This window comes from Cryptosporangium japonicum (genome assembly GCF_039524755.1).
In the GTDB taxonomy this organism is placed as follows: domain Bacteria; phylum Actinomycetota; class Actinomycetes; order Mycobacteriales; family Cryptosporangiaceae; genus Cryptosporangium; species Cryptosporangium japonicum.
Genome location: NZ_BAAAGX010000006.1, coordinates 526,052 through 546,434, shown reverse-complemented (window position 1 = coordinate 546,434; position 20,383 = coordinate 526,052). Strand labels below are relative to the sequence as shown.

18 protein-coding genes are annotated in these 20,383 nt (G+C 70.6%); 13 read left to right on the top strand and 5 right to left on the bottom strand.

The genetic code is table 11. The features are described 5' to 3' along the window. Window positions 1–308 precede the first annotated feature (308 nt). The 4 genes from ABD437_RS07445 to ABD437_RS07430 are packed head-to-tail and all read left to right on the top strand — an operon-like array spanning window position 309 to window position 4,224. Window positions 309–1,217: a C40 family peptidase gene (locus ABD437_RS07445; protein ID WP_344647985.1), complete on the top strand. Its 909-nt coding sequence runs from the start codon at window positions 309–311 to the stop codon at window positions 1,215–1,217. A gap of 36 nt (window positions 1,218–1,253) precedes the next feature. After that, complete coding sequence (locus ABD437_RS07440) at window positions 1,254–2,699, top strand: menaquinone biosynthesis decarboxylase (RefSeq protein WP_344647984.1); 1,446 nt, start codon at window positions 1,254–1,256, stop codon at window positions 2,697–2,699. Further along, the gene (mqnP, locus tag ABD437_RS07435; RefSeq protein ID WP_425558103.1) at window positions 2,678–3,592 is read left to right on the top strand and encodes a menaquinone biosynthesis prenyltransferase MqnP; all 915 of its coding nucleotides are present in this window, start codon (window positions 2,678–2,680) and stop codon (window positions 3,590–3,592) included. The genes ABD437_RS07440 and mqnP overlap by 22 nt, the downstream gene beginning before the upstream one ends. Next, complete coding sequence (locus tag ABD437_RS07430) at window positions 3,589–4,224, top strand: UbiX family flavin prenyltransferase (protein ID WP_344647982.1); 636 nt, start codon at window positions 3,589–3,591, stop codon at window positions 4,222–4,224. Before mqnP ends, ABD437_RS07430 begins: the two co-directional genes overlap by 4 nt. Here the strand turns inward: ABD437_RS07430 and ABD437_RS07425 are convergent. Next, complete coding sequence (locus ABD437_RS07425) at window positions 4,221–4,436, bottom strand: BldC family transcriptional regulator (RefSeq protein WP_035858356.1); 216 nt, start codon at window positions 4,434–4,436, stop codon at window positions 4,221–4,223. The genes ABD437_RS07430 and ABD437_RS07425 overlap by 4 nt on opposite strands. 444 nt (window positions 4,437–4,880) lie before the next feature. Here ABD437_RS07425 and ABD437_RS07420 point away from each other — a divergent pair, with 444 nt between their 5' ends. The 4 genes from ABD437_RS07420 to ABD437_RS07405 all read left to right on the top strand — a co-directional run bounded on the left by ABD437_RS07420 (window position 4,881) and on the right by ABD437_RS07405 (window position 8,935). Beyond that, complete coding sequence (locus ABD437_RS07420) at window positions 4,881–5,333, top strand: Lrp/AsnC family transcriptional regulator (protein ID WP_344647981.1); 453 nt, start codon at window positions 4,881–4,883, stop codon at window positions 5,331–5,333. 361 nt (window positions 5,334–5,694) lie between these two features. Then, window positions 5,695–6,672, top strand: a complete 978-nt coding sequence (locus tag ABD437_RS07415) for a threonine ammonia-lyase (RefSeq protein WP_344647980.1) — start codon at window positions 5,695–5,697, stop codon at window positions 6,670–6,672. Further along, window positions 6,662–7,726 carry an L-cysteine desulfhydrase Cds1 gene (cds1, locus tag ABD437_RS07410; RefSeq protein WP_344647979.1) on the top strand — a complete coding sequence of 355 codons (1,065 nt, stop codon included), beginning with the start codon at window positions 6,662–6,664 and terminating at the stop codon, window positions 7,724–7,726. The genes ABD437_RS07415 and cds1 overlap by 11 nt, the downstream gene beginning before the upstream one ends. A gap of 87 nt (window positions 7,727–7,813) precedes the next feature. Further along, window positions 7,814–8,935, top strand: coding sequence for a P-loop NTPase family protein (locus ABD437_RS07405; RefSeq protein ID WP_344647978.1), 1,122 nt, complete (start codon window positions 7,814–7,816; stop codon window positions 8,933–8,935). Here the strand turns inward: ABD437_RS07405 and ABD437_RS07400 are convergent. Next, on the bottom strand, window positions 8,929–9,519 hold the full coding sequence (locus tag ABD437_RS07400; RefSeq protein ID WP_344647977.1) for a putative glycolipid-binding domain-containing protein: 591 nt from the start codon (window positions 9,517–9,519) through the stop codon (window positions 8,929–8,931). The genes ABD437_RS07405 and ABD437_RS07400 overlap by 7 nt on opposite strands. Window positions 9,520–9,550: 31 nt before the next feature. Here ABD437_RS07400 and ABD437_RS07395 point away from each other — a divergent pair, with 31 nt between their 5' ends. Next, window positions 9,551–10,672, top strand: coding sequence for a MalY/PatB family protein (locus ABD437_RS07395; RefSeq protein WP_344647976.1), 1,122 nt, complete (start codon window positions 9,551–9,553; stop codon window positions 10,670–10,672). Here the strand turns inward: ABD437_RS07395 and ABD437_RS07390 are convergent. Both ABD437_RS07390 and ABD437_RS07385 read right to left on the bottom strand, forming a co-directional pair. After that, a complete protein-coding gene (locus ABD437_RS07390; protein WP_344647975.1) occupies window positions 10,641–11,027 on the bottom strand; it encodes a hypothetical protein in 387 nt (128 codons plus the stop codon). The genes ABD437_RS07395 and ABD437_RS07390 overlap by 32 nt on opposite strands. A gap of 2,063 nt (window positions 11,028–13,090) precedes the next feature. Next, window positions 13,091–15,358 (bottom strand): NlpC/P60 family protein, encoded by a 2,268-nt coding sequence (locus ABD437_RS07385; protein ID WP_344647974.1) that lies wholly within the window; start codon window positions 15,356–15,358, stop codon window positions 13,091–13,093. A gap of 186 nt (window positions 15,359–15,544) precedes the next feature. Between ABD437_RS07385 and mqnE the strand changes: the two genes are divergently transcribed. Beyond that, window positions 15,545–16,714 (top strand): aminofutalosine synthase MqnE, encoded by a 1,170-nt coding sequence (mqnE, locus tag ABD437_RS07380; protein WP_344647973.1) that lies wholly within the window; start codon window positions 15,545–15,547, stop codon window positions 16,712–16,714. A 2-nt stretch (window positions 16,715–16,716) separates the two neighbouring features. After that, a complete protein-coding gene (locus ABD437_RS07375; protein ID WP_344647972.1) occupies window positions 16,717–16,971 on the top strand; it encodes a DUF4229 domain-containing protein in 255 nt (84 codons plus the stop codon). On the opposite strand, the gene ABD437_RS07370 is transcribed toward ABD437_RS07375, so the two are convergent. Further along, the gene (locus ABD437_RS07370) at window positions 16,972–18,942 is read right to left on the bottom strand and encodes a HelD family protein (protein ID WP_344647971.1); all 1,971 of its coding nucleotides are present in this window, start codon (window positions 18,940–18,942) and stop codon (window positions 16,972–16,974) included. Between the two features lie 271 nt (window positions 18,943–19,213). Here ABD437_RS07370 and ABD437_RS07365 point away from each other — a divergent pair, with 271 nt between their 5' ends. Together ABD437_RS07365 and ABD437_RS07360 are read left to right on the top strand one after the other, a co-directional pair. Then, on the top strand, window positions 19,214–19,489 hold the full coding sequence (locus ABD437_RS07365) for an isoamylase early set domain-containing protein (protein WP_344647970.1): 276 nt from the start codon (window positions 19,214–19,216) through the stop codon (window positions 19,487–19,489). 20 nt (window positions 19,490–19,509) lie between these two features. Then, window positions 19,510–20,364, top strand: coding sequence for a menaquinone biosynthetic enzyme MqnA/MqnD family protein (locus ABD437_RS07360; protein WP_344647969.1), 855 nt, complete (start codon window positions 19,510–19,512; stop codon window positions 20,362–20,364). Window positions 20,365–20,383: the final 19 nt, after the last annotated feature.

The following is a 20,383-nucleotide window of genomic DNA, read 5'->3' as shown; positions in this document are numbered from 1 at the left end:
TGATCAACCGTTCGTCTGTCTACTGTGGTGTGTGACGTCCACCGTTCGGCGGATGCCGCGATGAAACCGCATTAAGGAGCACTTAAGAAGCCGTTCTGGAGTGGACCAACTACGCGTTGTGGTGGTCCCCGGGGCCTTCATTAGGATTCCCACACGAGGCTGGACCGGTCAGTAACAGATGCCATACCGTGTCCCAGTGCTGTTCTAGTGTCCATCGTTCACCAGGGAGTGCCGCACCGGTGAGATCCTCTCGGACTCACGCTCGCCGTCCCGTCGTTCTGGCCAGCGTCCTCGTCACCCTTCTGTGCGTGGTGCTGTTACCCGGAGGCGGCGCCAGCGCGGCCCCGTCCTTGACCGAGGCCGAGAAGCAACTCGATGCGCTCGGCGTCAAGATGGACAAGGTCAACGAGCAGATGAACAGCGCCAAGGTCCAGCTCAAGCGGGTCAAGACCCAGCAGGCCGGGCTGAACCGTCAGCTGGCCGCCTCGCAGGCGAAGCTCGACGCGGCCCAGGCCGAGGTCGGCAAGATCGCGGCCACCGCGTACCGCGACGGCAGCCTGTCGCTCACGTCCGCCATGGTCAACGACGGGTCGCCGGCCAACTACCTCGACCAGCTCGCCGCGGTGGAGTGGCTCTCGTCGCGTCAGCGCGACACGATCGACGAGGCGAAGGCCTACCAGGCCAAGTACGACGCCACCAAGACCCGCGTCGACAACCAGGTCAAGGCGGCTCAGCGGCTGGAGTCGCAGCTGGGCTCCCAGCAGAAGTCGATAAAGAAGGACCAGTCGAAGTGGGAGGAGATCCGCCGGTCGGCGTACGTCAAGAAGTACGGCAGCTCTCCGGCCACGGTCACCTACAACGGCCAGGCCAGCGGTAACGCCGCGGTGGTCGTGCAGTACGCGATGGCGCAGCAGGGCGAGCCGTACGTGTTCGGCGGTGCCGGCCCCAACCAGTGGGACTGCTCGGGCCTGGTGATGATGGCCTGGAAGCAGGTCGGCGTGAACCTGCCGCACTCCGCCCGCCAGCAGTACAACTCGGTTCCGCACGTGTCGCGGGCCAACCTGCAGCCGGGCGACATCGTCTTCTTCTACGGCGACCTGCACCACGACGGCATCTACATCGGCAACAACCAGGTCGTCCACGCGCCCACCGAGGGGCAGAACGTCCAGGTCGAGAGCATCAACAACATGCCGTTCGCGGGCGCCGGCCGCCCCTAGATCGCGCTGTTCCGTGGGCCATGAATACTTGTGTTCATGGCCCACACCGATCTTCGTGAGTTCCTGAAGCGGCTGGAGAAGGCCGGTGAACTCAAGCGGATCACCGCGCCGGTCGATCCGACGCTCGAGATCAGCGAGATCACCCAGCGGGTGGTGCGTGCCGGTGGCCCGGCCCTGCTGTTCGAGAACCCCACCCGCGGCGACATGCCGGTGGCGATCAACGTGTTCGGCACCGAGCGCCGGATGGCGATGGCGCTCGGCGTCGACTCGCTCGACGAGATCGGGCAGCGCATCGGCAGCATGCTCAAGCCGGAGCTGCCGCAGGGGTTCAGCGGCTTCCGCGATGCGCTCGGCAAGCTCACCCAGCTCAAGAACGTCCCGCCGAAGCGGGTGAAGACGGCGCCGTGCCAGGAGGTCGTGTACAAGGGCGACGAGGTCGACCTGGACAAACTCCCCGGCCTGCAGGTCTGGCCCGGCGACGGCGGGATCTACCACAACCTGGGCCTCACCCACACGAAGCACCCGGAGACCGGCGCCCGCAACCTCGGCCTCTACCGCCTGCAGCAGCACAGCCGCAACACGCTGGGCATGCACTGGCAGATCCACAAGGACTCCACCGCCCACCACGCGGTCGCGGAGCGGCTCGGCCAGCGGCTCCCGGTGGCGATCGCGTTCGGCTGTGACCCGGCGGTGTCCTACTCCGCCACCGCGCCGCTGCCCGGCGACATCGACGAGTACCTCTTCGCCGGCTTCCTGCGCGGTGAGCGCGTCGAGATGGTCGACTGCCTCACCGTGCCGCTGCAGGTGCCCGCCCACGCCCAGGTGGTGCTGGAGGGCTACCTGGAGCCGGGGGAGCGTGCCCCGGAGGGGCCGTTCGGTGACCACACCGGGTTCTACACGCCGGTGGAGGACTTCCCGGTGCTGCACGTCGAGGTGATGACGATGCAGCGCAAGCCGATCTACCAGTCGATCGTCACCAGCCAGCCGCCCCAGGAGGACGGCCCGCTGGGCAAGGCCACCAACCGGATCTTCCTGCCGCTGATCAAGTTCATGATCCCCGACATCGTCGACTTCGACCTGCCGGACGCCGGTGTCTTCCACAACTGCTGCATCGTCTCGATCGACAAGCGGTTCCCCAAGCACGCGATGAAGGTGATGAACGCGATCTGGGGCGCCGGGCTGCTCTCGCTCTCCAAGCTGGTCGTCGTCGTCGACGCGGACTGTGACGTGCACGACTACCAGGAGGTCGCGTTCCGGGCGTTCGGCAACGTCGACTACGCACACGACATCCTGCTCACCCATGGTCCGGTAGATCACCTCGATCACGCGTCCTACCAGCAGTTCTGGGGTGGCAAGCTGGGGGTGGACGCCACTCGCAAGCTCCCGTCCGAGGGCTATCACCGCGGCTGGCCGGAGGAGATGCGGATGAGCCCCGAGGTGGTCGCTGCGGTTGACGCACGTTGGCGGGAGTTCGGGCTGTGAGCACCACCGCCGAGGCACCCAACAAGGTGAAGGCGTTCCTCCGGCTGGTCATGATCGAGCACTCGGTGTTCGCGCTGCCGTTCGCCTACGTGGCCGCGCTCACCGCGATGCGTACCGAGGGCCCGTCGGTCCAGTGGGTGACGCTGCTCGTGATCACGGTCGCGATGGTCGCGGCCCGCACGGTCGCGATGGCCGCGAACCGCATCATCGACCGGCGGATCGACGCCCAGAACCCCCGCACCGCGCAGCGTGAGCTCGTCACCGGCGCGTTGTCGGTGCGGTCGGCCTGGGTGGGGCTGGGTGTCGCGCTCGTCGTATTCCTGGCGTCCGCGGCCTGGCTCGGCTGGCTCTGCCTGGTGCTGTCCCCGATCGCGCTGTTCTTCCTGACGATCTACTCGTACGCGAAACGCTTCACCGACTTCCCGCAGGCGTTCCTCGGGCTGGCTCAGGCCATCGCCCCGCTGGGGGCCTGGATCGGTGTCACCGGGTCGTGGTCGTGGGAGGCGTTCGTGCTCGGCCTGGCCGTCGGCACCTGGATCGGCGGCTTCGACCTCATCTACGCCTGCCAGGACGTCGAGGTCGACCGACGGATCGGGGTGCGCAGCGTGCCGGTGCGGTTCGGCATCGCGGCGTCACTGCACGCGTCGACGGTCGTGCACGTGGTCACCGTGGCCCTGTTCGTCTGGTTCGGGGCACTGACCGGCTACAGCTGGTTCTGGTGGGTCGGAATGGTGTTCACCGCAGTGGTACTCGCTTACGAGCACGCAATTGTTCGTCCCAATGACCTGTCCCGCGTCAATAGAGCATTTTTCACGGCGAATGGCGTCATTGGAATTGTTTTGTTGTTGTTTGCGCTCGCGGATCTGGTGATCCAGCAAGGGCTGCGGTGGTGAGGACGCCCTGGGTGGTCGGTGTGTCCGGTGCGAGCGGCACTCCGTACGCGCGGTCGGTGCTCAACGGCCTGCTCGACGCGGGGGAGTCGGTCGACCTGGTCGTCTCCCGCGCGGCCCGGCTGACGCTGCTCGACGAGGTAGGCCGCACGATCCGCGACGCCCACTGGGAAGAGGACCTGGAGGCCTGGCTCGGCCGCGCTCCGACCGGCGTCCGCTTCTGGCCGGCCGGAGACCTGGCGGCGGGGCCGAGCAGCGGGTCGTACCCGGTGCGCGGCATGGTCGTGGTGCCGGCGAGCACGGCGGCGGTCGCCGGCATCGCGCTCGGCCTCTCGAAGGATCTACTGCAACGCGCCGCGGACGTGAACCTGAAGGAACGACGACCGCTGGTCGTGGTGCCCCGGGAAACCCCGCTCTCCCGGGGGCACCTCGTCCACCTGCTCGCGCTCCACGACGCCGGTGCAGTCGTGCTGCCGGCCAGCCCGGGGTTTTACGCCGGCACCTCGACGGTGCAGGAGCTGGTCGACTTCGTCGCGGGAAAGGTGCTCGACACTCTCGGCGTGACCCACACGCTGTTCACCCGGTGGCGCGGTGAATTGGGTGCTGCCCGGTCGCAAGCCCCGTCCGCCCACTAGTGCCCGGACGCCCTGCGATCCTCGAGTTCGACATCCGGGTCCCCCGATGCGAGCAGCGCGCGGACCTCGGATTCCCGGAATCGGCGATGGCCGCCGGGGGTACGGATGCTGCTGATTCGCCCAGCCGCCGCCCACCGCGTCACCGTCTTCGGGTCCACCCGGAAAAGCGCCGCGACCTCACCTGGGGTGAGTAGACGCTCGCCAACCTCCACTTTCGCCTCTCTTCTCGCCGGTGCGTAATCGCACGTTGATGCGCCCAAAGCGGCGCGGCGTTATTGGTTCGCGAGTCATTCAAGCACCGGAGGAGTGGTCGGCGACTGGAAACGGCCAAACTGATCTGTTCGGTCGCGGAAGGTCGATGCGTCACCGATTGTATGGCGAAACCAGGATTCGGCGCGTCCGCAGTACTCGTGCCCCCGGCTTGACCTGCGATTATGACGATGAATTCGGGTGCGGGACAGCTGTCGTCGGAACGTGTCGAGGTGCCTTCGTTCAAACCGTTGCCGATCACTGTGTCTGCGGTCACGAATTGTTGAGCAGAGTTCAGCGAGTGAGGCCAGGTCCACAACGAACGGACGCCCCGGGTCGGCGGGGTCAGCGTCGGATGCGGATGCGGCTTACGATGCGCAGGGCGGATACCACCGGGGGGAGAACTCGTGGACGAGATCGACCGGCGGTTGCTGGACACGCTGCGGAACAGCGGCCGGGAGACGTACGCCGAGTTGGCGCGGCGGGTGGGGCTCTCGGCGCCGGCCGTGCACGACCGGGTCGGCAAGCTCGAGGCCGCCGGGATCATCACGGGCTACCACGCGGCGGTCGACACGACGGCGATCGGCCTGGGCGTGACCGCGCTGATCGGCGTGCTGCAAGCGGAAAGCTCGGAGCAGGACGAGATCGCCACCGCGCTCAATCGCTTGCCGGAAGTGGAATCCTGCTGGTTCGTGGCCGGTGAGGAGTCGTTTCTGCTCCTCGTACGCGTTCCCGACGTCGCTGCGCTCGAGCACACGATCGGCCGGCTCAACCGTATCCACGGAGTGGCGCGTACCCGTACGACCGTTGTGCTTTCAACGAAATGGGAAGGCCGGGCGCGCCCGTTGGACGACGCCTAGGAAATTAGCGCCGCGTATTCCTCTGTCTCGCTTCGTGAGACGCCGTTTCAACGTCCTGGCACACAAAATTCGTTTGACGCCGGACGTCCCACAATTGCTGCGGTGGCGACAATTCAGCGGCGCTTCGCAGCGATTGATGTCGCCGTTCGGGAATCGTCATATGAATTTCCCGATACCCAGCGTGGTCGACGGATAGGGGGAACGGCTGAGTGGATTCAGCGGGTCGGTGGATGGTCGGAATACGCAACGATCCTTTCTTGATCGAAATAGCATGCTCCTAAAAGCGGATAAATTACGAGGTGGGAGCAGCTAGTAGGTCTCCGGCCCGGACCGCGCCCGCGGCTCTGGCTATCGTGACCGTATGACCGCGATCCCTACCGCATCCTCCTCATTGGTGACGCTGAGCGACATTCAGGCAGCAGCTGCCCGGATTCGGGATTTGGTGGTGCGGACACCACTGCTGCCGTGCGTCTGGGGAGAAGCCGGACGCCAGCTCTGGCTCAAGCCGGAGAGCCTGCAGGCCACCGGCGCGTTCAAGCTCCGCGGCGCCAGCAACGCGCTCGCGCAGCTGGACGCCGAGCAGCGCGCCCGCGGCGTCGTCGCGCAGTCGAGCGGCAACCACGCCCAGGCCGTGGCCTACGCCGCCGCGCGCCTCGGCATCCGGGCGACGATCGTCATGCCCGACACCACGCCGGCCGTGAAGCTGGAAGCGACCCGCGGGTTCGGCGCCGAGGTGGTGATCGTTCCGCCGGCCGAGCGGGACATCCGCCCGCTGGAGCTCGTGGCCGAGCACGGGTACGCCCACATCCCGCCCTACGACGACGCGCGGATCATCGCCGGGCAGGGCACGGTGGGCCTGGAGATCGCGTCGGATCTCTCACCCGACCTCGTTCTGGTGCCGGTGAGCGGCGGCGGTCTGATCTCCGGCGTCGCGACGGCGATCAAGGCCCTCTCGCCGCGGACCCGGGTGATCGGGGTCGAGCCCGAACTCGCCGCCGACGCCGTGGAGAGCTTCCGCAGCGGGAAGCGGGTCACCTGGACACCCGAGCAGACCTACCGCACGATCGCCGACGGACTGCGGACGACGTCGGTGGGCGTGCTGCCGTTCGAGCACCTCCGCCGCTACGTCGACGACGTGATCACGGTGTCCGAGGAACAGATCGTCGAGGCGACCCGGATACTCGGACGCAAGTCGCGGCTCGTGGTCGAGCCGTCGGGCGCGGTGACGACCGCCGCCTACCTGTTCGCCGACCTTCCGCCGGCGGCCACGACCGTCGCGATCGTCTCGGGCGGGAACGTCGACCCGGCGAAGTACCTGGAGTACCTCGGTGGGCAGTGACCGGGACTGGATCGACGAGGCCGTGCGCAAGGTGGAGGCGGACGCCAACCGCTCCGCCGACACGCACCTGCTGACCTTCCCGCTGCCACCCGGCTTCGAAGGGCTCGACCTGTACGTGAAGGACGAGTCCACCCACCCGACCGGGTCGTTGAAGCACCGGCTCGCCCGGTCGCTGTTCCTGTACGCGCTCTGCAACGGCTGGATCCGGGAGGGCACCACCGTCGTCGAGGCCTCGTCCGGCTCGACCGCGGTCAGCGAGGCGTACTTCGCACGGATGCTCGGGCTGCCGTTCGTGGCCGTGATGCCGGCCCGCACCAGCCTGGAGAAGATCGCGCTGATCGAGTTCCAGGGCGGGCGCTGCCACCTCGTCGACGACCCGTCGCACGTCTACGACGAATCGCGCCGTCTGGCCGCGGACCTCGGTGGCCACTACATGGACCAGTTCACCTACGCCGAGCGGGCCACCGACTGGCGCGGCAACAACAACATCGCCGAGTCGATCTTCGGCCAGCTCGCGTCCGAACGGCACCCGGTACCGCGCTGGATCGTGGTGGGCGCCGGCACCGGCGGCACCAGCGCGACGATCGGCCGCTACCTGCGTTACCGACGGTTCGACACGCGCTTGTGCGTCGTCGACCCGGAGAATTCGGCTTTTCTCCCGGCGTGGTCGGCCGCCGACCCGAGCGTCACCACCGCCCGGGGTTCGCGGATCGAAGGCATCGGGCGGCAGCGGGGCGAACCCAGCTTCGTCGGCGGGGTCGTCGACCGGATGATCGGCGTCCCCGACGCCGCCTCGATCGCCGCCGCCCGCTACGCGACGAAACGGCTCGGCCGGCCGGTGGGCGGCTCGACCGGCACGAACCTCTGGGGCGTCTTCGCGTTGCTCGACTCGCTGCGCGGAAGCACCGGCAGCGTCGTCACGCTGCTGTGCGACGGAGGTGAGCGGTACGCGCGTACCTACTACGACGACGAGTGGCTGCGCGCCGCCGGACTGGACCTCGGGCCGTACACCGAGACCCTCGAACGCTTCGACCGGACCGGCGAGTGGGTCTGAACCGCTGGCTTTGGCACTCAGCGCAAGGCAGCATTGTCGGGGAGTGGTCAGAAGTAGGGCGCCGGGCCTGAGCTAGCGGGGACGACGGTGACTGGAAACGTGCCGGGACCGCCGCCGGTGGGTGCGGCGGGGGGCGACTACGCCGACCTGGTGTTTTCACTGGTGGCCAAGCAGCCGCTGGTGCTCGTGGTGGGGCCGGCCGGCGCCGGCCGCAGAGCCGCGCTGACGATCCTCGCCGGCCCGGCCGCCGGCGGCACGATGATCGACCTCGGCGCGCTCTGGATGGCCGTCGACCCGCCGGCCGACCGGCCCCGGACCGTGCGGCTCAACGGCGCACCCTCGGCGGCCGGGCGGAAGGGCTGGGAGGCGATCGCCGGAGCGATCGGCGCCGTCGCGGCCCCGCCCGCGGTCGTGCTCGTCGACACGTTCCGTGGTCTGGCCGCCGCGTTGGGCGGCGCGGGCGCGGCGGAGACCGTCAGCGCGCTGGTGACGCCCGGGCGCACGGTGGTGCTGGTGCTCGACGACTTCGCCGAGGCCGAGGCGTTCGGCGCGCTCGCGTTACGCCACGGCGCGGTCGTGAGCGTCGACGAGCAGGCGATCCGGGGGGTGCGGCCGGTCACCGAACTCGTACCGGACGCCCGGCTGGGTCCGGTCGCGCCGGAGGTGCCGTCCGCGCGCCGGGCGTGGTCGGAGGCGGCGGCGGAGCTGTCGAAACCCGTGCCGGTGGGGGCGTCGGAGCCGCCCGACGAGCCGCCGCCGACCACCGGGCGCCGTCGGTGGTGGCGGCGTACCGAGCCGTCGGCGTCGGGGCCGGCGTTGGAGCTGTCCGTGTCGGTCGTCGACACCGACGGGGCGCTCGTGAGCCGGCCGCTCGCGCCCGGCGGGTACTACCTGATCCAGATCGTGATGCAGTCGGCCGGGCCCGCCGGCGAGGCCGGGGCCTGGGTGCAGGTGTCGACCGTCGCCGAGGCCCTCACCCTGCCGCCCGGCCCGCACCCGATGTTCGTCCCGCCGCAGGGCCTGGCCTGGACCTGCCCCTGCCCGCCCGACGGCCCGCACAGCTGCCTGCCGCACGAGCGCTCGGAACGGCTCGAGCTGCCGTTCGTCGCCCCGCGGCGACCGGACGTCTACCGCGTGCACATCGCGGTGCGGCACCGGGCGACGGTCATCCACCAGAGCCGGCTCGAACTAACCGTCGACCGTCACTGATCGGTGGACCGGGTGGCCAGCCCGGGATAGTCGACGACAAAACCGTCCGGGTCCACGGTGATCTGCACGCGGTAGTCGCCGGAGCGGTACCCGATCTCACGGTCGCCCGCGACCACGTACCGCTGGTCGTTGGCGATCACCGCCAGCGACGGCAGCTCGACGAACGCCACGTTCAGCTGGAACTCCGTCCCCACCGGCTGGTTGAGCAGGTCGAGGCGGCGGATCGGCAGCGTGTTGGTCAACGGCGAAAACGCGATGTCGACGTCGAGCGCGTCGACGATCCGCTCCGGGTACTCCGAGCCGGCCGGTGAGCCGTTCAACGTGCCGGTCTCGCTCGCCCGGATCTTCCACTCGTCGCGGGTGGACTTCCGCGTCATCCGCAGTGACCGGGCCCACCCCTCGCCCTCGGTCTGGAGCTCCAGCGAGAGCGTGGCCCAGTCCTCGTCGGTGGCCACGGTGTAGTGACAGGTGTACGGCTCGGGGGCCGCGCCGAGCGTCCAGCCCTCGGCGCGCAGACCACGACCGGCGTGGACGACCGCGAGCTCGGCCCCAAATCCCACCCGGTTCCATGCGAACGTACCCATGTTCTCCACCCTCCCACGGATCATGGAGCCCATGGACCTCTGGGCCGATCTCGACGAACTCCGGCAGCGGCGGAGCGAGAAGTGGCGGCGCTACCCGGCCGCCGTGCTCCCGCTGTTCGTCGCGGAAATGGACACGAAGCTGGCGCCACCGATCCGGGCCGCGCTCGACGCGGCGCTGTCGGTCTCCGACACCGGGTACGCCCAGCCCGATGCGCTGCCCACGGCGTACGCGAGCTTCGCCGGGCGGCGGTGGGGCTGGCACCCCGACCCGGCCGCGATGGCGCTGATGCCCGACGTCGCCCGGGCGGCCCGGACCGCGATCGAGCTGGCGTCGTCACCGGGTGACCCGGTGGTGATCAACCCGCCGGTGTACCCGCCGTTCTTCGAGTGGCTCGAGATGACCGGGCGGCGACTGGTGTCGGTGCCACTGCGGTCGGGTCGGCTCGACCTGTCCGGACTGGAGGCCGCGTTCGCCGCCGGCGCGCGGGTGTACCTGCTGTGCAACCCGCAGAACCCGACCGGCACCGTGCACACTCCTGCGGAGCTCACCGAGGTGTCGTCGCTGGCCGCCGCGTACGGCGTCACGGTGGTGTCGGACGAGATCCACGCCCCGCTGACGCTCGGCGAAGCGGTGTTCACCCCGTACCTGTCGCTCGACGGCACCGGCACGGCGTACGCGGCGGTGTCGACGTCGAAGGCGTGGAACCTCGCCGGGTTGAAGGCCGCGTTGCTGGTGGGAGGTTCGCTGTCCGGGATCCCGGAGGACACGGTGTCGTCGACCGGGAACCTCGGGGTGATCGCGTCGATCGCGGCGCTGGACGCCGGTGAGGCGTGGCTCGACGATCTGCGCGCCGAACTGGACGTCAACCGCCGGTGGTTGACGTCGGCGTTGTCGGAGCTCGGGGTGGGGTGCCGGGCGCCGTCGGCGACGTACCTGGCGTGGCTGGACCTGCGTGACCACGGCCTCGGCGACGACCCCGCTCCGGTGCTGCTGGAGCGGGGCCGGGTGGCGCTCTACCGCGGCCTGGATTTCGGCCCGGAGGGCGCCGGTTTCGTGCGTCTGAACTTCGCGACCTCGCCCGCTCTGCTGGCCGAGGCGGTGGACCGTCTGGAGACGGCGCTCAGGACAGGACGCCGTCCAGGACGGACATGATCGTGTCGCCGGCCACGATCGCGATGCCCGCCCCCACCGCCACCGCGACGATCAGCACGATCGCGACGACGAGCACGGTGCGCCGGTTGTTGCTCGGCTCCGGCGGGGCGTCCGCCGGGGTGGCCGCGGACCCGAGCAGCGCACCGGCCAGTGAGGACGTGTGCTCGACCGAGGGTGTCTGGGCGTTCGTGGGCGTGTTTGTGGGTGCGTTCGTGGGTGTGGGTGTGACGTGCGGGTCGTCGAAGGAGGGTGGCTGGTCGGGGGTCTGCGGCGGGACGCCGTTGGGGTAGGCGGACCAGCCCGGCTCGATGGTCCAGCCCGGGCGGGCGACGGTGGGCATGTCCGGGTCGGCCATGGGCTCAGGCACCCGAGCCGAGCCGCGCCCTTGGTTCTCGGCGGGCGCGTGGGGGGCGTCTGCGTCGGGGCGGGTCGGGACTGAGGCTTTGCCGGTGCTCGGGGGTTGCGGGCTTCGAACGGACGCCTTGCCGGCCGCGGGGGAGGGAGCTGGTGCACCGGAGGTGGGGGCGTTCGAGGCGGGGGCGCCTGGGTTGGGGGCGCCTGGGTTGGGGGCACTCGGAGCTGGGGTGCTTGGGGCGGGGGCGCTAGGACCGGGGTCGGCCGCGGTGGGGGCGTTCGGGGTGGGGGCGTTCCGGGTTGGGGCGCTTGGGGCGGGGCCGCCTGAAGTGGGGGCCGGGATGCTCGGCGCTGGAGGGCTGGGCGGGCTGATCAGGGTCTGGTCGACCCGCGCCGACCCGGCCGAGGACGCAACCGGCGATTGGTGCACCGCGGTCCGATCAGTCCGAACATCCGCCGCCGGCGTGCCCGGCCCTCCCTGCGCCGCAACAACCGGTGAAGTCCCCTTAACCGTCGCCGCCGGCCCAGACCCGCGAGCCTGATTCCCCTCTGGATCCGCAGCCTCGGCACCCAGCGAGGCGGTCTCCGAGTGCGGAGCCCCGTCATCGGAGCGTGAGACCTCGGATCCAGCGCCCACAGCTACAGATCCAGCACTGAGCCCGGCCGAGTCTTCAGCGGCGGTGCCAGCAGGTGCCGAAGACTCATCCGCGGCCGGGCCGGTGGGCGCAGCGGATCCTTGAGCGACAGGGATAGGAGCAGTGGCCTCGCTAGCAGCCGGGGCCGGAGCAGGGGGCTCGCTAGCAGCCGGGGCCGGAGCAGGGGGCTCGCTAGTGGCCGGGGCAGGAGCGGCGGCCCCGCTAGTGGCCAGGGCCGAAGCAGGGGACCCGCTAGTGGTCGGGACCGGAGCGGCGGCCCCGCTAGTGGCCGGGGCCGGGACGGCGGAACCTTCAGCGGCGGGGATGGGTGTAGCGGAGCCCTGTGCGACCGAGGCGGAGCCCTTAGCCGCAGGGGCGGAGCTCTTGGCGGTAGGGATGGGTGAGGCGGAGTCCTTCATAGCAGGGCCGACCGAGGCGGAGCCCTTGGCCGGGCCGGCAGAAGCCGCCGGGCCATCGGCGGGCGCACCGGGCCCGCTCGTCGGGCGAGCTTCGGCGAGACGAGTGATCAGGTCCGGAGGAAGCGGCGCGATCCGAGTCTGAGCATTCCGCTCGACATCGTCCGCCCCGTCCACGACCGGCAACCTCCCGGCACCTCCGCGCTCCGAGTCCGCGCTAGATCCGGCAGAACCACCGGACTTCCCAGAACCGGAGACCTCGGCGGAACCACTGGCTCCAGCCGAGCCACTGGCTCCAGCCGAGGCAGTGGCACCGGCCGAACCACTGGCTCCCGCCGAACCAGTGGCACCGGCCGAACCAGTGGCACCGGCCGAACCAGTGGCACCGGCCGAGGCAGTGGCACCGGCAGACCCGCTGGCACCGGCAGAACCGCTGGCACCGGCGGAATCGCTGGCACCGGCGGAATCGCTGGCACCGGCGGAATCGCTGGCACCGGCGGTCGTACCGGCATCCGCGGGTACCGAGGCCCCAGACCCCGAGGGATTAGACACCGAAGGCGCGGTTGTCGCAGGAGCAGGCGCCGAGCTGGGCGCCGCGGAGGCTGCGCCGGTGGGGGCGGGCGCCGCGGAGGCAGAGCCGGTGGGTGTCGCGGCGTTGGTGGGGGTGTCGGCGGGTGGCTCGGTGGGGGAGTCGCCCTTGGCCGGTGGGGTCGCCGGCTGGTCCGGGATGACCGGCGGTGTGAAGCGAGACCCACCCGGGAGCTGTGACGGATCGAGCCGTACGGTCCGGGGCCCCTCTTCCTCCTCGGCCATGACTATCTCCCACCTTCCGGTTCGAACGGGCGGCCGCCAAAACGGTGCCATGTGGGAGTGATGATTTCCGTTGGACGGCTGACAGAACCCAGATATCTCGCGACAGGGCCGAAAATTATGGCGTAACGGTCACCGTGTGCGCCTGATTCGTTTCCCGGTGTCAGTGCTGGTGATGTCAGTGATGCCAGAGGGACTGTTGGTTACTGCGGATCCCGCGGTGGGAGGGGTTCCGTCGGAGGGCTCGGCTCGATCGGCCCGATGCCCGGCGAGCTGAGCAGCGCCGCCCGCCCGCCTCTCACCGGAATCGAGCCCGACACCTTGGCCGGAGCACCCGCCCCCCGACCGGCCCGTGCGATGCCGACCTGGCCCACTTCAGCGCCGTGCTGATCGCCGGCGTGCGCAGTACGCGTCTCAACCGCCTCCGCGATGCGCGCCTCTGCAGCGACAATCGCCCTCGTCTTGCCTGCCGTGGTCGCCCGCAACTTGCCCGCCTCGACGGCCCGCGCCCCCGTCTCCGCGCCGCGCGCCCCGGCCTCCCGATCTTGCGCTCCGGCCTCCTGATCGCGCGCCCCGACCTCCTGATCTCGTGCCCCGGCCTCCTGATCTCGTACCCCGGTTTTTGCCTCTCGCGGCCCAGTCTTCGCGGCTCGCGGTCCGGTCTTTGTGCCACGCGCGCTGGCCTTGGTGCCTCTCGCACCGGCCTTCGCGGCTCGCGATTCGCCTGCCTCGGTGGCCTGGCCCGCCCGCCGCCCACCCGACACGTCAGAACGATCCGCCCCCCGATGAGCGGCATCCGTACGAGCCGAACGGGCCCGACCCGCCTCCGAGCGACCCGCCTCCGAGCGACCCGCCTCCGAGCGACCCGCCTCCGAGCGACCCGCCTCCGAGCGACCCGCCTCCGAGCGACCCGCCTCCGAGCGACCCGCTTTCGAGCGACCCGCCTCCGAAGCGACCGCGTCGCGTTGAGAACCCTTCAAACGGGCCGTGCGGCGCTCGTCCGACCGGGTCAACTTGGACCGCGAGGGAGTAGCGGTGCGTCCTTCCGCCGCCGGCGGCTCGTCCGACGAGGACGGACCCGGGGACTTCGACCCCTCCACCAGCGGCGTAGCCGTCGCCGGATCGGCCGGTGTCGACACCGGCTCCGACTCCGACGGCGTCGGCACCGCCCCTCGCGGCCGACGCTCACCCCGCGCCGAACCATCAGCCCCCTCCGACGCAGCCCCCCGCCCGGGAGAAACCTTCCGCCCCGGACCAACACCCCGCCCCGGACCAACACCCCGCTCCGGACCCACACCCCGCAGATCGACCGCCAGCGACGAATGGCCGGCCCGCCCGGGCACCACCCTCCCCGCGGCGAAGAATTCCGACCACCACACCGGGGCCACGCGCACGACGTCCCCGGTCGTCGGAGCGTGCACCATCAAGCCGCGTCCCAAATACACCCCCACGTGATGGATCGTGTTCCAGTCCGCGTGGTCCGTCGCGAAGAACAGCAGGTCACCGGGGAGCAGCGCGGTCACCGGCACGGGTTTGGTCACTCGGTACTGGGGCCGGGCGGTGCGGGGCAGCACCACGTCCGCGGTCGCGTAGGCCGTCTGCACCAATCCGGAGCAGTCGAACCGGTCCGGGCCCTCGGCACCCCACTCGTACGGCTTTCCGCGCTGGGCCAGGGCGAAGCTCACGGCCGACAGGGCGGCCTTACCGGCGGACCCGTCGGCGTCGCGCAGGTATTTGCGCGCCAGTGCGGCTTCCACGGCGTCGCGTTGGCGTTGCGCCTCGAGGAGGGCCGCGGCCTGTTCGGTGCGTAGCCGGCGGAGTTCGGTGGCCCTGGCGTCGAGCTGACGCTGGATCGCGGCGACGTGGTTGCGCTGGGCGGTGACCGCCTCGGTGGCCCTGGTGGCGGCGTCGGCGGCGGTGTGCTGCCGGGCTCGGGCCGCTTCGAGGTCGAGCACGGCGGTGGGTCGGCCGAGCATGCCGGTGCGTGGATCGGCCACCAGACCTTCCGGGCGGCTGGCTTCGGCGATGAACGACTCACGCGTCCAGGTCGCGGCGGCGGCTTCGGCCTGCTCGGTGGACGTCCGGGCCAGCGTGAGGCTCACGGTGGCCTGGATCTGCGCCCGGACGAGCGTGTCGAGGGCGGCGCGGGCCTCGGTGAGGCGTTCCGCGACCGCCTCGGCCGCGGCGGACACCCGCGTGATCCGGGTGGTGATCGACTCGTTCGGGATGTGATGACGTCCGGTCCTGGCCATGGCCGAGTTCGTCGTACCGGTCGGGACCCCGAGCACGCGGACCGGCTGGTCGTCGCGCGGTTCGGCGGGCCGGGCCGGTGCCACGAACGGCCGGTTCGACGTCCCCGCCGGCACCTCGCCCCAGGCCGCGTCCCCCCAGGCCACCCCGGCCCCCGCCACCAGCGCCAACGCCGTACCGACCGCGATTGTCGCGGCCTGGTGGTCGTGACTTCCGAACACGTCGGTCAACAGGGTCGGTTTCCGGTGCGCGCCGCCCATCAGCCCTGGATCCCGTTGCCGGAGTTCCCACCGCTTGCCGGGTGGCCTGAACCGATAAATCCGTTTGAGCCCACTATGGGGGTATAGCAAAATATGCGTAAACAGTCACGTGCCTGAGTCGTTCCACGGCCCGCCTATGCTGGACCCATGGATTCCGGCCTCAAACGCGAGCTCGAGCAGAAGGTACGAGCCGGTGAACGGCTCTCCTACGACGACGGCGTCGCGCTCTACGACTGCGACGACCTCGCCTGGCTCGGCGGTCTGGCACACGAGGTCCGCACCGCGAAGAACGGCGAGACCGTCGTCTTCAACGTGAACCGCCACCTGAACATGACGAACGTCTGTTCCGCGTCGTGCGCCTACTGCTCCTTCCAGCGCAAGCCGGGGGAGAAGGACGCCTACACGATGCGTATCGAGGAGGCGGTGCGGCTCGCGAAGGACATGGAGTCCGAGGGCCTCACCGAGCTGCACATCGTCAACGGGCTGCACCCGACGTTGCCGTGGCGGTACTACCCGCGCTCGCTGCGTGCGCTCAAAGAGGTCCTGCCCGACGTCTCGCTGAAGGCGTTCACCGCGACCGAGATCCACTGGTTCGAGAAGATCTCCGGGCTCCCGGCCGACGAGATCCTCGACGAGCTGATCGACGCCGGGCTGGAGTCGCTCACCGGCGGCGGCGCCGAGATCTTCGACGAGGAGATCCGCCGCCAGATCGTCGACCACGACACCCACTGGGAAGACTGGTCGCGCATCCACCGGCTGGCGCACTCCAAGGGCCTGAAGACGCCGAGCACGATGCTCTACGGCCACATCGAAGAGCCGCGTCACCGCGTCGACCACGTGCTGCGGCTGCGTGAGCTGCAGGACGAGACCGGCGGGTTCCAGGTCTTCATTCCGCTGCGTTACCAGCACGACGGGGCGAAGCCGGCCGACGGCAAGGTCCGCAACCGGCTCGAGGAGCGCACGCGGATGGCGTCGCCGGCCGAGTCGTTGAAGACGTTCGCGGTCTCGCGCCTGCTGTTCGACAACGTGCCGCACGTCAAGTGCTTCTGGGTGATGCACGGGCTGTCGCTGGCGCAGCTGTCGCTGAACTTCGGCGTCGACGACCTGGACGGCTCGGTGGTCGAGTACAAGATCACGCACGACGCCGACGGTTACGGCACGCCGAACACCATGCACCGCGAGGAACTGCTCGACCTGATCCGCGACGCCGGGTTCCGGCCGGTGGAGCGGAACACCCGGTACGAGGTGGTGCGCGAGTACGAGGGCCCGACGCCGCTCGCCGAGCGTCGCCGTGAACCGCAGCCGATGTGGAGCTGAGCATGCAGTTGCACCCGGGTTTTCTGTACACGACCGCGCGGGCGATGGTGTTCGCCGCCTGCGCGCTCGTGTTGTTCCTGATCGGGTTCCGCTCCTGGATTCTGGTGTTCGGGGCGTTGCTGCTCTCCGCGCCGCTGTCGTTCTTCCTGCTGCGCAAACAGCGGGAAGCGTTCGCCCAGCGCGTCGAGGGGCGGATGAGCAAGCGCCAGACGGAGAAGGCGAAGCTGCGCGCCGCCCTGGCCGGCGACGAGGACTGACTAAGCCAGCCGGGCCGGTAGCGGCTCGCGGTGCAGGACCGTGAGCCGGGACACCGCCCGGGTCAGCACCACGTAGAGGCGGTTGAGCCCGCGCGGCTCCGCCGCCACGATCGCCGCCGGCTCGATCACCACGACCGTGTCGAACTCCAGCCCCTTGGCCAGGGTGGCCGGCAGCACCGTGACGGCGTCGGCGAGGACGCCGAGGGCGCGGCCGACGCGCGCGCTCGTGGCGTCGGCCGAAATCACGGCTACGGAGCCGGGCTCGGCGACGGCGGCGCGCACCACCTCCACGGCTTCCGCCACCGGGTCGGCCACCGCGCGGACGCGCAGCGCCCCGGCCGTGCGCCGGATCGACCGCGCCGGGGCCACGTCCGCCCCCAGGTCGGGGAGCAGGCGGTTCGCGAACTCGACGATCTCGGCCGGCATCCGGTAACCGGTCGTGAGCGGTGTGACGACAGTGCCCGGCTTGGCCAGGTGGTCCAGCAGCGTCGGCCAGTCGCGGGCGCCGCCGATCGCGGTGCCCTGCGCGAGGTCGCCGAGCACGGTCAGCGAACCGTGGGTGGAGCGCCGGGCGATCGCCCGCGCCTGCATCGGCGTCAGGTCCTGGGCCTCGTCCACGATCACGTGCCCGAATCCCGGCACCCGGTCGAGCAGCCCGGCCGCCTCGTCGACGAGTACCGCGTCCGCGGCGGTCCAGCGCGGCCGGCGCGGCACCGACGGCCACGCGATCGCGTCCTGCTCGGCCTCGGACAGCACACCGGCGGCCGCCGCGGCGAGCAGCGCCCGGTCCCCGAGCAGGCGCGCGAGCATCGCCGCCGGGTCCGCCGCCGGCCACACCGACTCCAGCCAGGCCTTCATCCCGCGCGAGCGCGCCACCCGGGTGACCCACGCGTCGGTCGGCGTCCCGCCCCGGCGCTCCACCTGCCGCCGGAACCGTTCCGCCACCCGGTGCGCGACCCGCTCGCGCGCCGTCGAGTACGGCACTCCGTCCAGGTACGAGGAGCGTGCCTCGGCGACGATCTCCCCCAACTCACCCGGCCCCAGCCGCAACCGCGCGCCCGGCTCCGCGTGGACCAGCGGCGAGTCGGGCTCACGCAACGCACCCGACAGGCTCGCGGCCAGCACCGCGGCCATCCGTGCGTCACCCTTCACCGCCAGCGCCTCCGGCGTGTCCTCCGCCCTCACCGGCACCCGCGCCACCAGGTCGGCCACCGTGCGTTGCACCACGTCGACCTCGCCGAGTGCGGGCAGCACCTCCGCGATGTAGCGCAGGAACTCCGCGTTCGGGCCCACCACGAGCACCCCGGCCCGGCTCAGCCGCTCGCGGTAGGCGTACAGCAGGTACGCGGCGCGGTGCAGCCCGACCGCGGTCTTGCCGGTGCCGGGCGCCCCCTGCACGCACAGGCTGGTCTCCAGGCCGGCCCGGACCAGTACGTCCTGGTCGGGCTGGATCGTCGCCACGATGTCACGCATCGGGCCCACCCGTGGCCGCTCGATCTCCTCGGTGAGCAGCCGCGACCCCAGCCCCGACTCCTCGCCGGCGGTCAGGTGTTCGTCCTCGAACGAGGTCAGCCGGCCACCGGCGAACCCGAACCGCCGGCGCTGGCGCACCCCCAGCGGGTCGTGCGCGCCGGCCCGGTAGAACGCGGTCGACACCGGCGCGCGCCAGTCCACCACCAGCGGATCGCCGGCCGCGTCGGTGATGTGCCTGCGCCCCACGTGGAACGTCTCGCCCGCGTAGGACCCGCGGTCGAAGTCGAGCCGGCCGAAGAACAGCGGGGTCGTCCCGTCGTCGAGCAGCGACTCCATCCGGCGGGCGAGCGCACGCGCCAGCGCCTCGGCGGAGAACTCGTCACCGGCCACGTCGGCCCTGGTCAGCGCCTCGGTGCGGGCACGCATCGCGGTGAGCGCCGCGCGCGAGGTCTCCAGATGCGCGACTTCCCGGACGAGCTCGGTTTCCAACGACGTCATCTCGGGCCTCCGGGACCGTGGAACGGGTCCCCACTGCCCTAGGCCCGGCGCGCTCCACGCTCCGGGACGCCCGGCTTCGACGGGGTCAACAACACAAGGCCCAAAACCATAAACCTCACTACGCCAGGCGGCGAACCCTTTACGCGGAACGCGCCGATCCGCGTACCGCGGCTCCGCCGGCCAGCAGGACGTGACAAAACCCCACGGTGAATGGGTAATATGCACAGTAAGTACCATTTCGGCCCCCCTCGACAGGGAGAGGAGCCTGTTCGTGCTCAAGCGCACACCGCTGAAGGATTCCAAGACCAAGATCACGTTCAGCTTGCCGATGGACGAGACGACGCCCTCGATCAGCGTCGTCGGCGACTTCAACGGGTGGCAGCCCGGCAGGCACGAACTGACCCCGCGCCGCAACGGAACCCGCAGCGTGACGCTCACGCTGCCGTCCGGCACCCACCACTTCCGCTACCTCGGTACCGGTGGGCTGTGGCTCGACGAGGCCGAGGCGGACAGCATCGACTCCGAGGGCAGCGTCCTGGTGGTCTGAGGTCGACGTACTGTCGAAGGGTGAGACAGGACGCGCCGCGACGCCCTCGGGTCGGACACATCCAGTTCCTGAACTGCCTGCCGATCTACTACGGGCTGGTCCGGACCGGTGCCCTGCTCGACGTCGACCTGACGAAGGACACCCCCGACCACCTGAACGACGCGCTGGTGCGCGGCGACCTCGACATCGGGCCGATCAGCCTGGTCGAGTACCTGCGCAACGCCGACCAGCTGTTGCTGCTGCCCGACATCGCGGTCGGGTCGGACGGCCCGGTGCTGTCGGTGAACGTCGTCTCGCAGCGGCCGCTCGGCGAGCTGGACGGGCGGCGGGTCGCACTGGGTTCGACCAGCCGCACCAGCGTGCTGCTGGCGCGGATGCTGCTGGCCGAGCGCTACGGCGTCCGGCCCGAGTACTACGTGTGCCCGCCCGATCTGGGCGTGATGATGCAGGAGGCCGAGGCCGGCGTGCTGATCGGCGACGCCGCGCTCCGTGCGCTCTACGAGGGTCCGGCGATGGGGCTGACCGTGACCGACCTCGGCGCGGCCTGGCGGGAGTGGAGCGGCCTGCCGATGGTGTTCGCCGTCTGGGCCGTGCGGCGCGACTTCGCCGAGCGGCACCCGGGCCAGGTGAAGGACGTGCACGACGCGTTCCTGCGCTCGCGTGACCTGTGCCTGACCCAGATCGACGACGTGGCGGCCGACGCCGCCCGCTGGGAGGTGTTCGACGCGGCGACGCTGGCGAACTACTTCCGGACGCTCGACTTCTCGCTCGGTGCCCGGCAGGTGGAGGGGCTCAGCGCGTTCGCCGCGAAGGCGGCAGCGGCCGGGGAGGCGCCGCCGCTGCCCGCGGGTGGTCCGGAGTTCGTCGAGCTGTAGGCCTTGCCGAGGCGCGGGA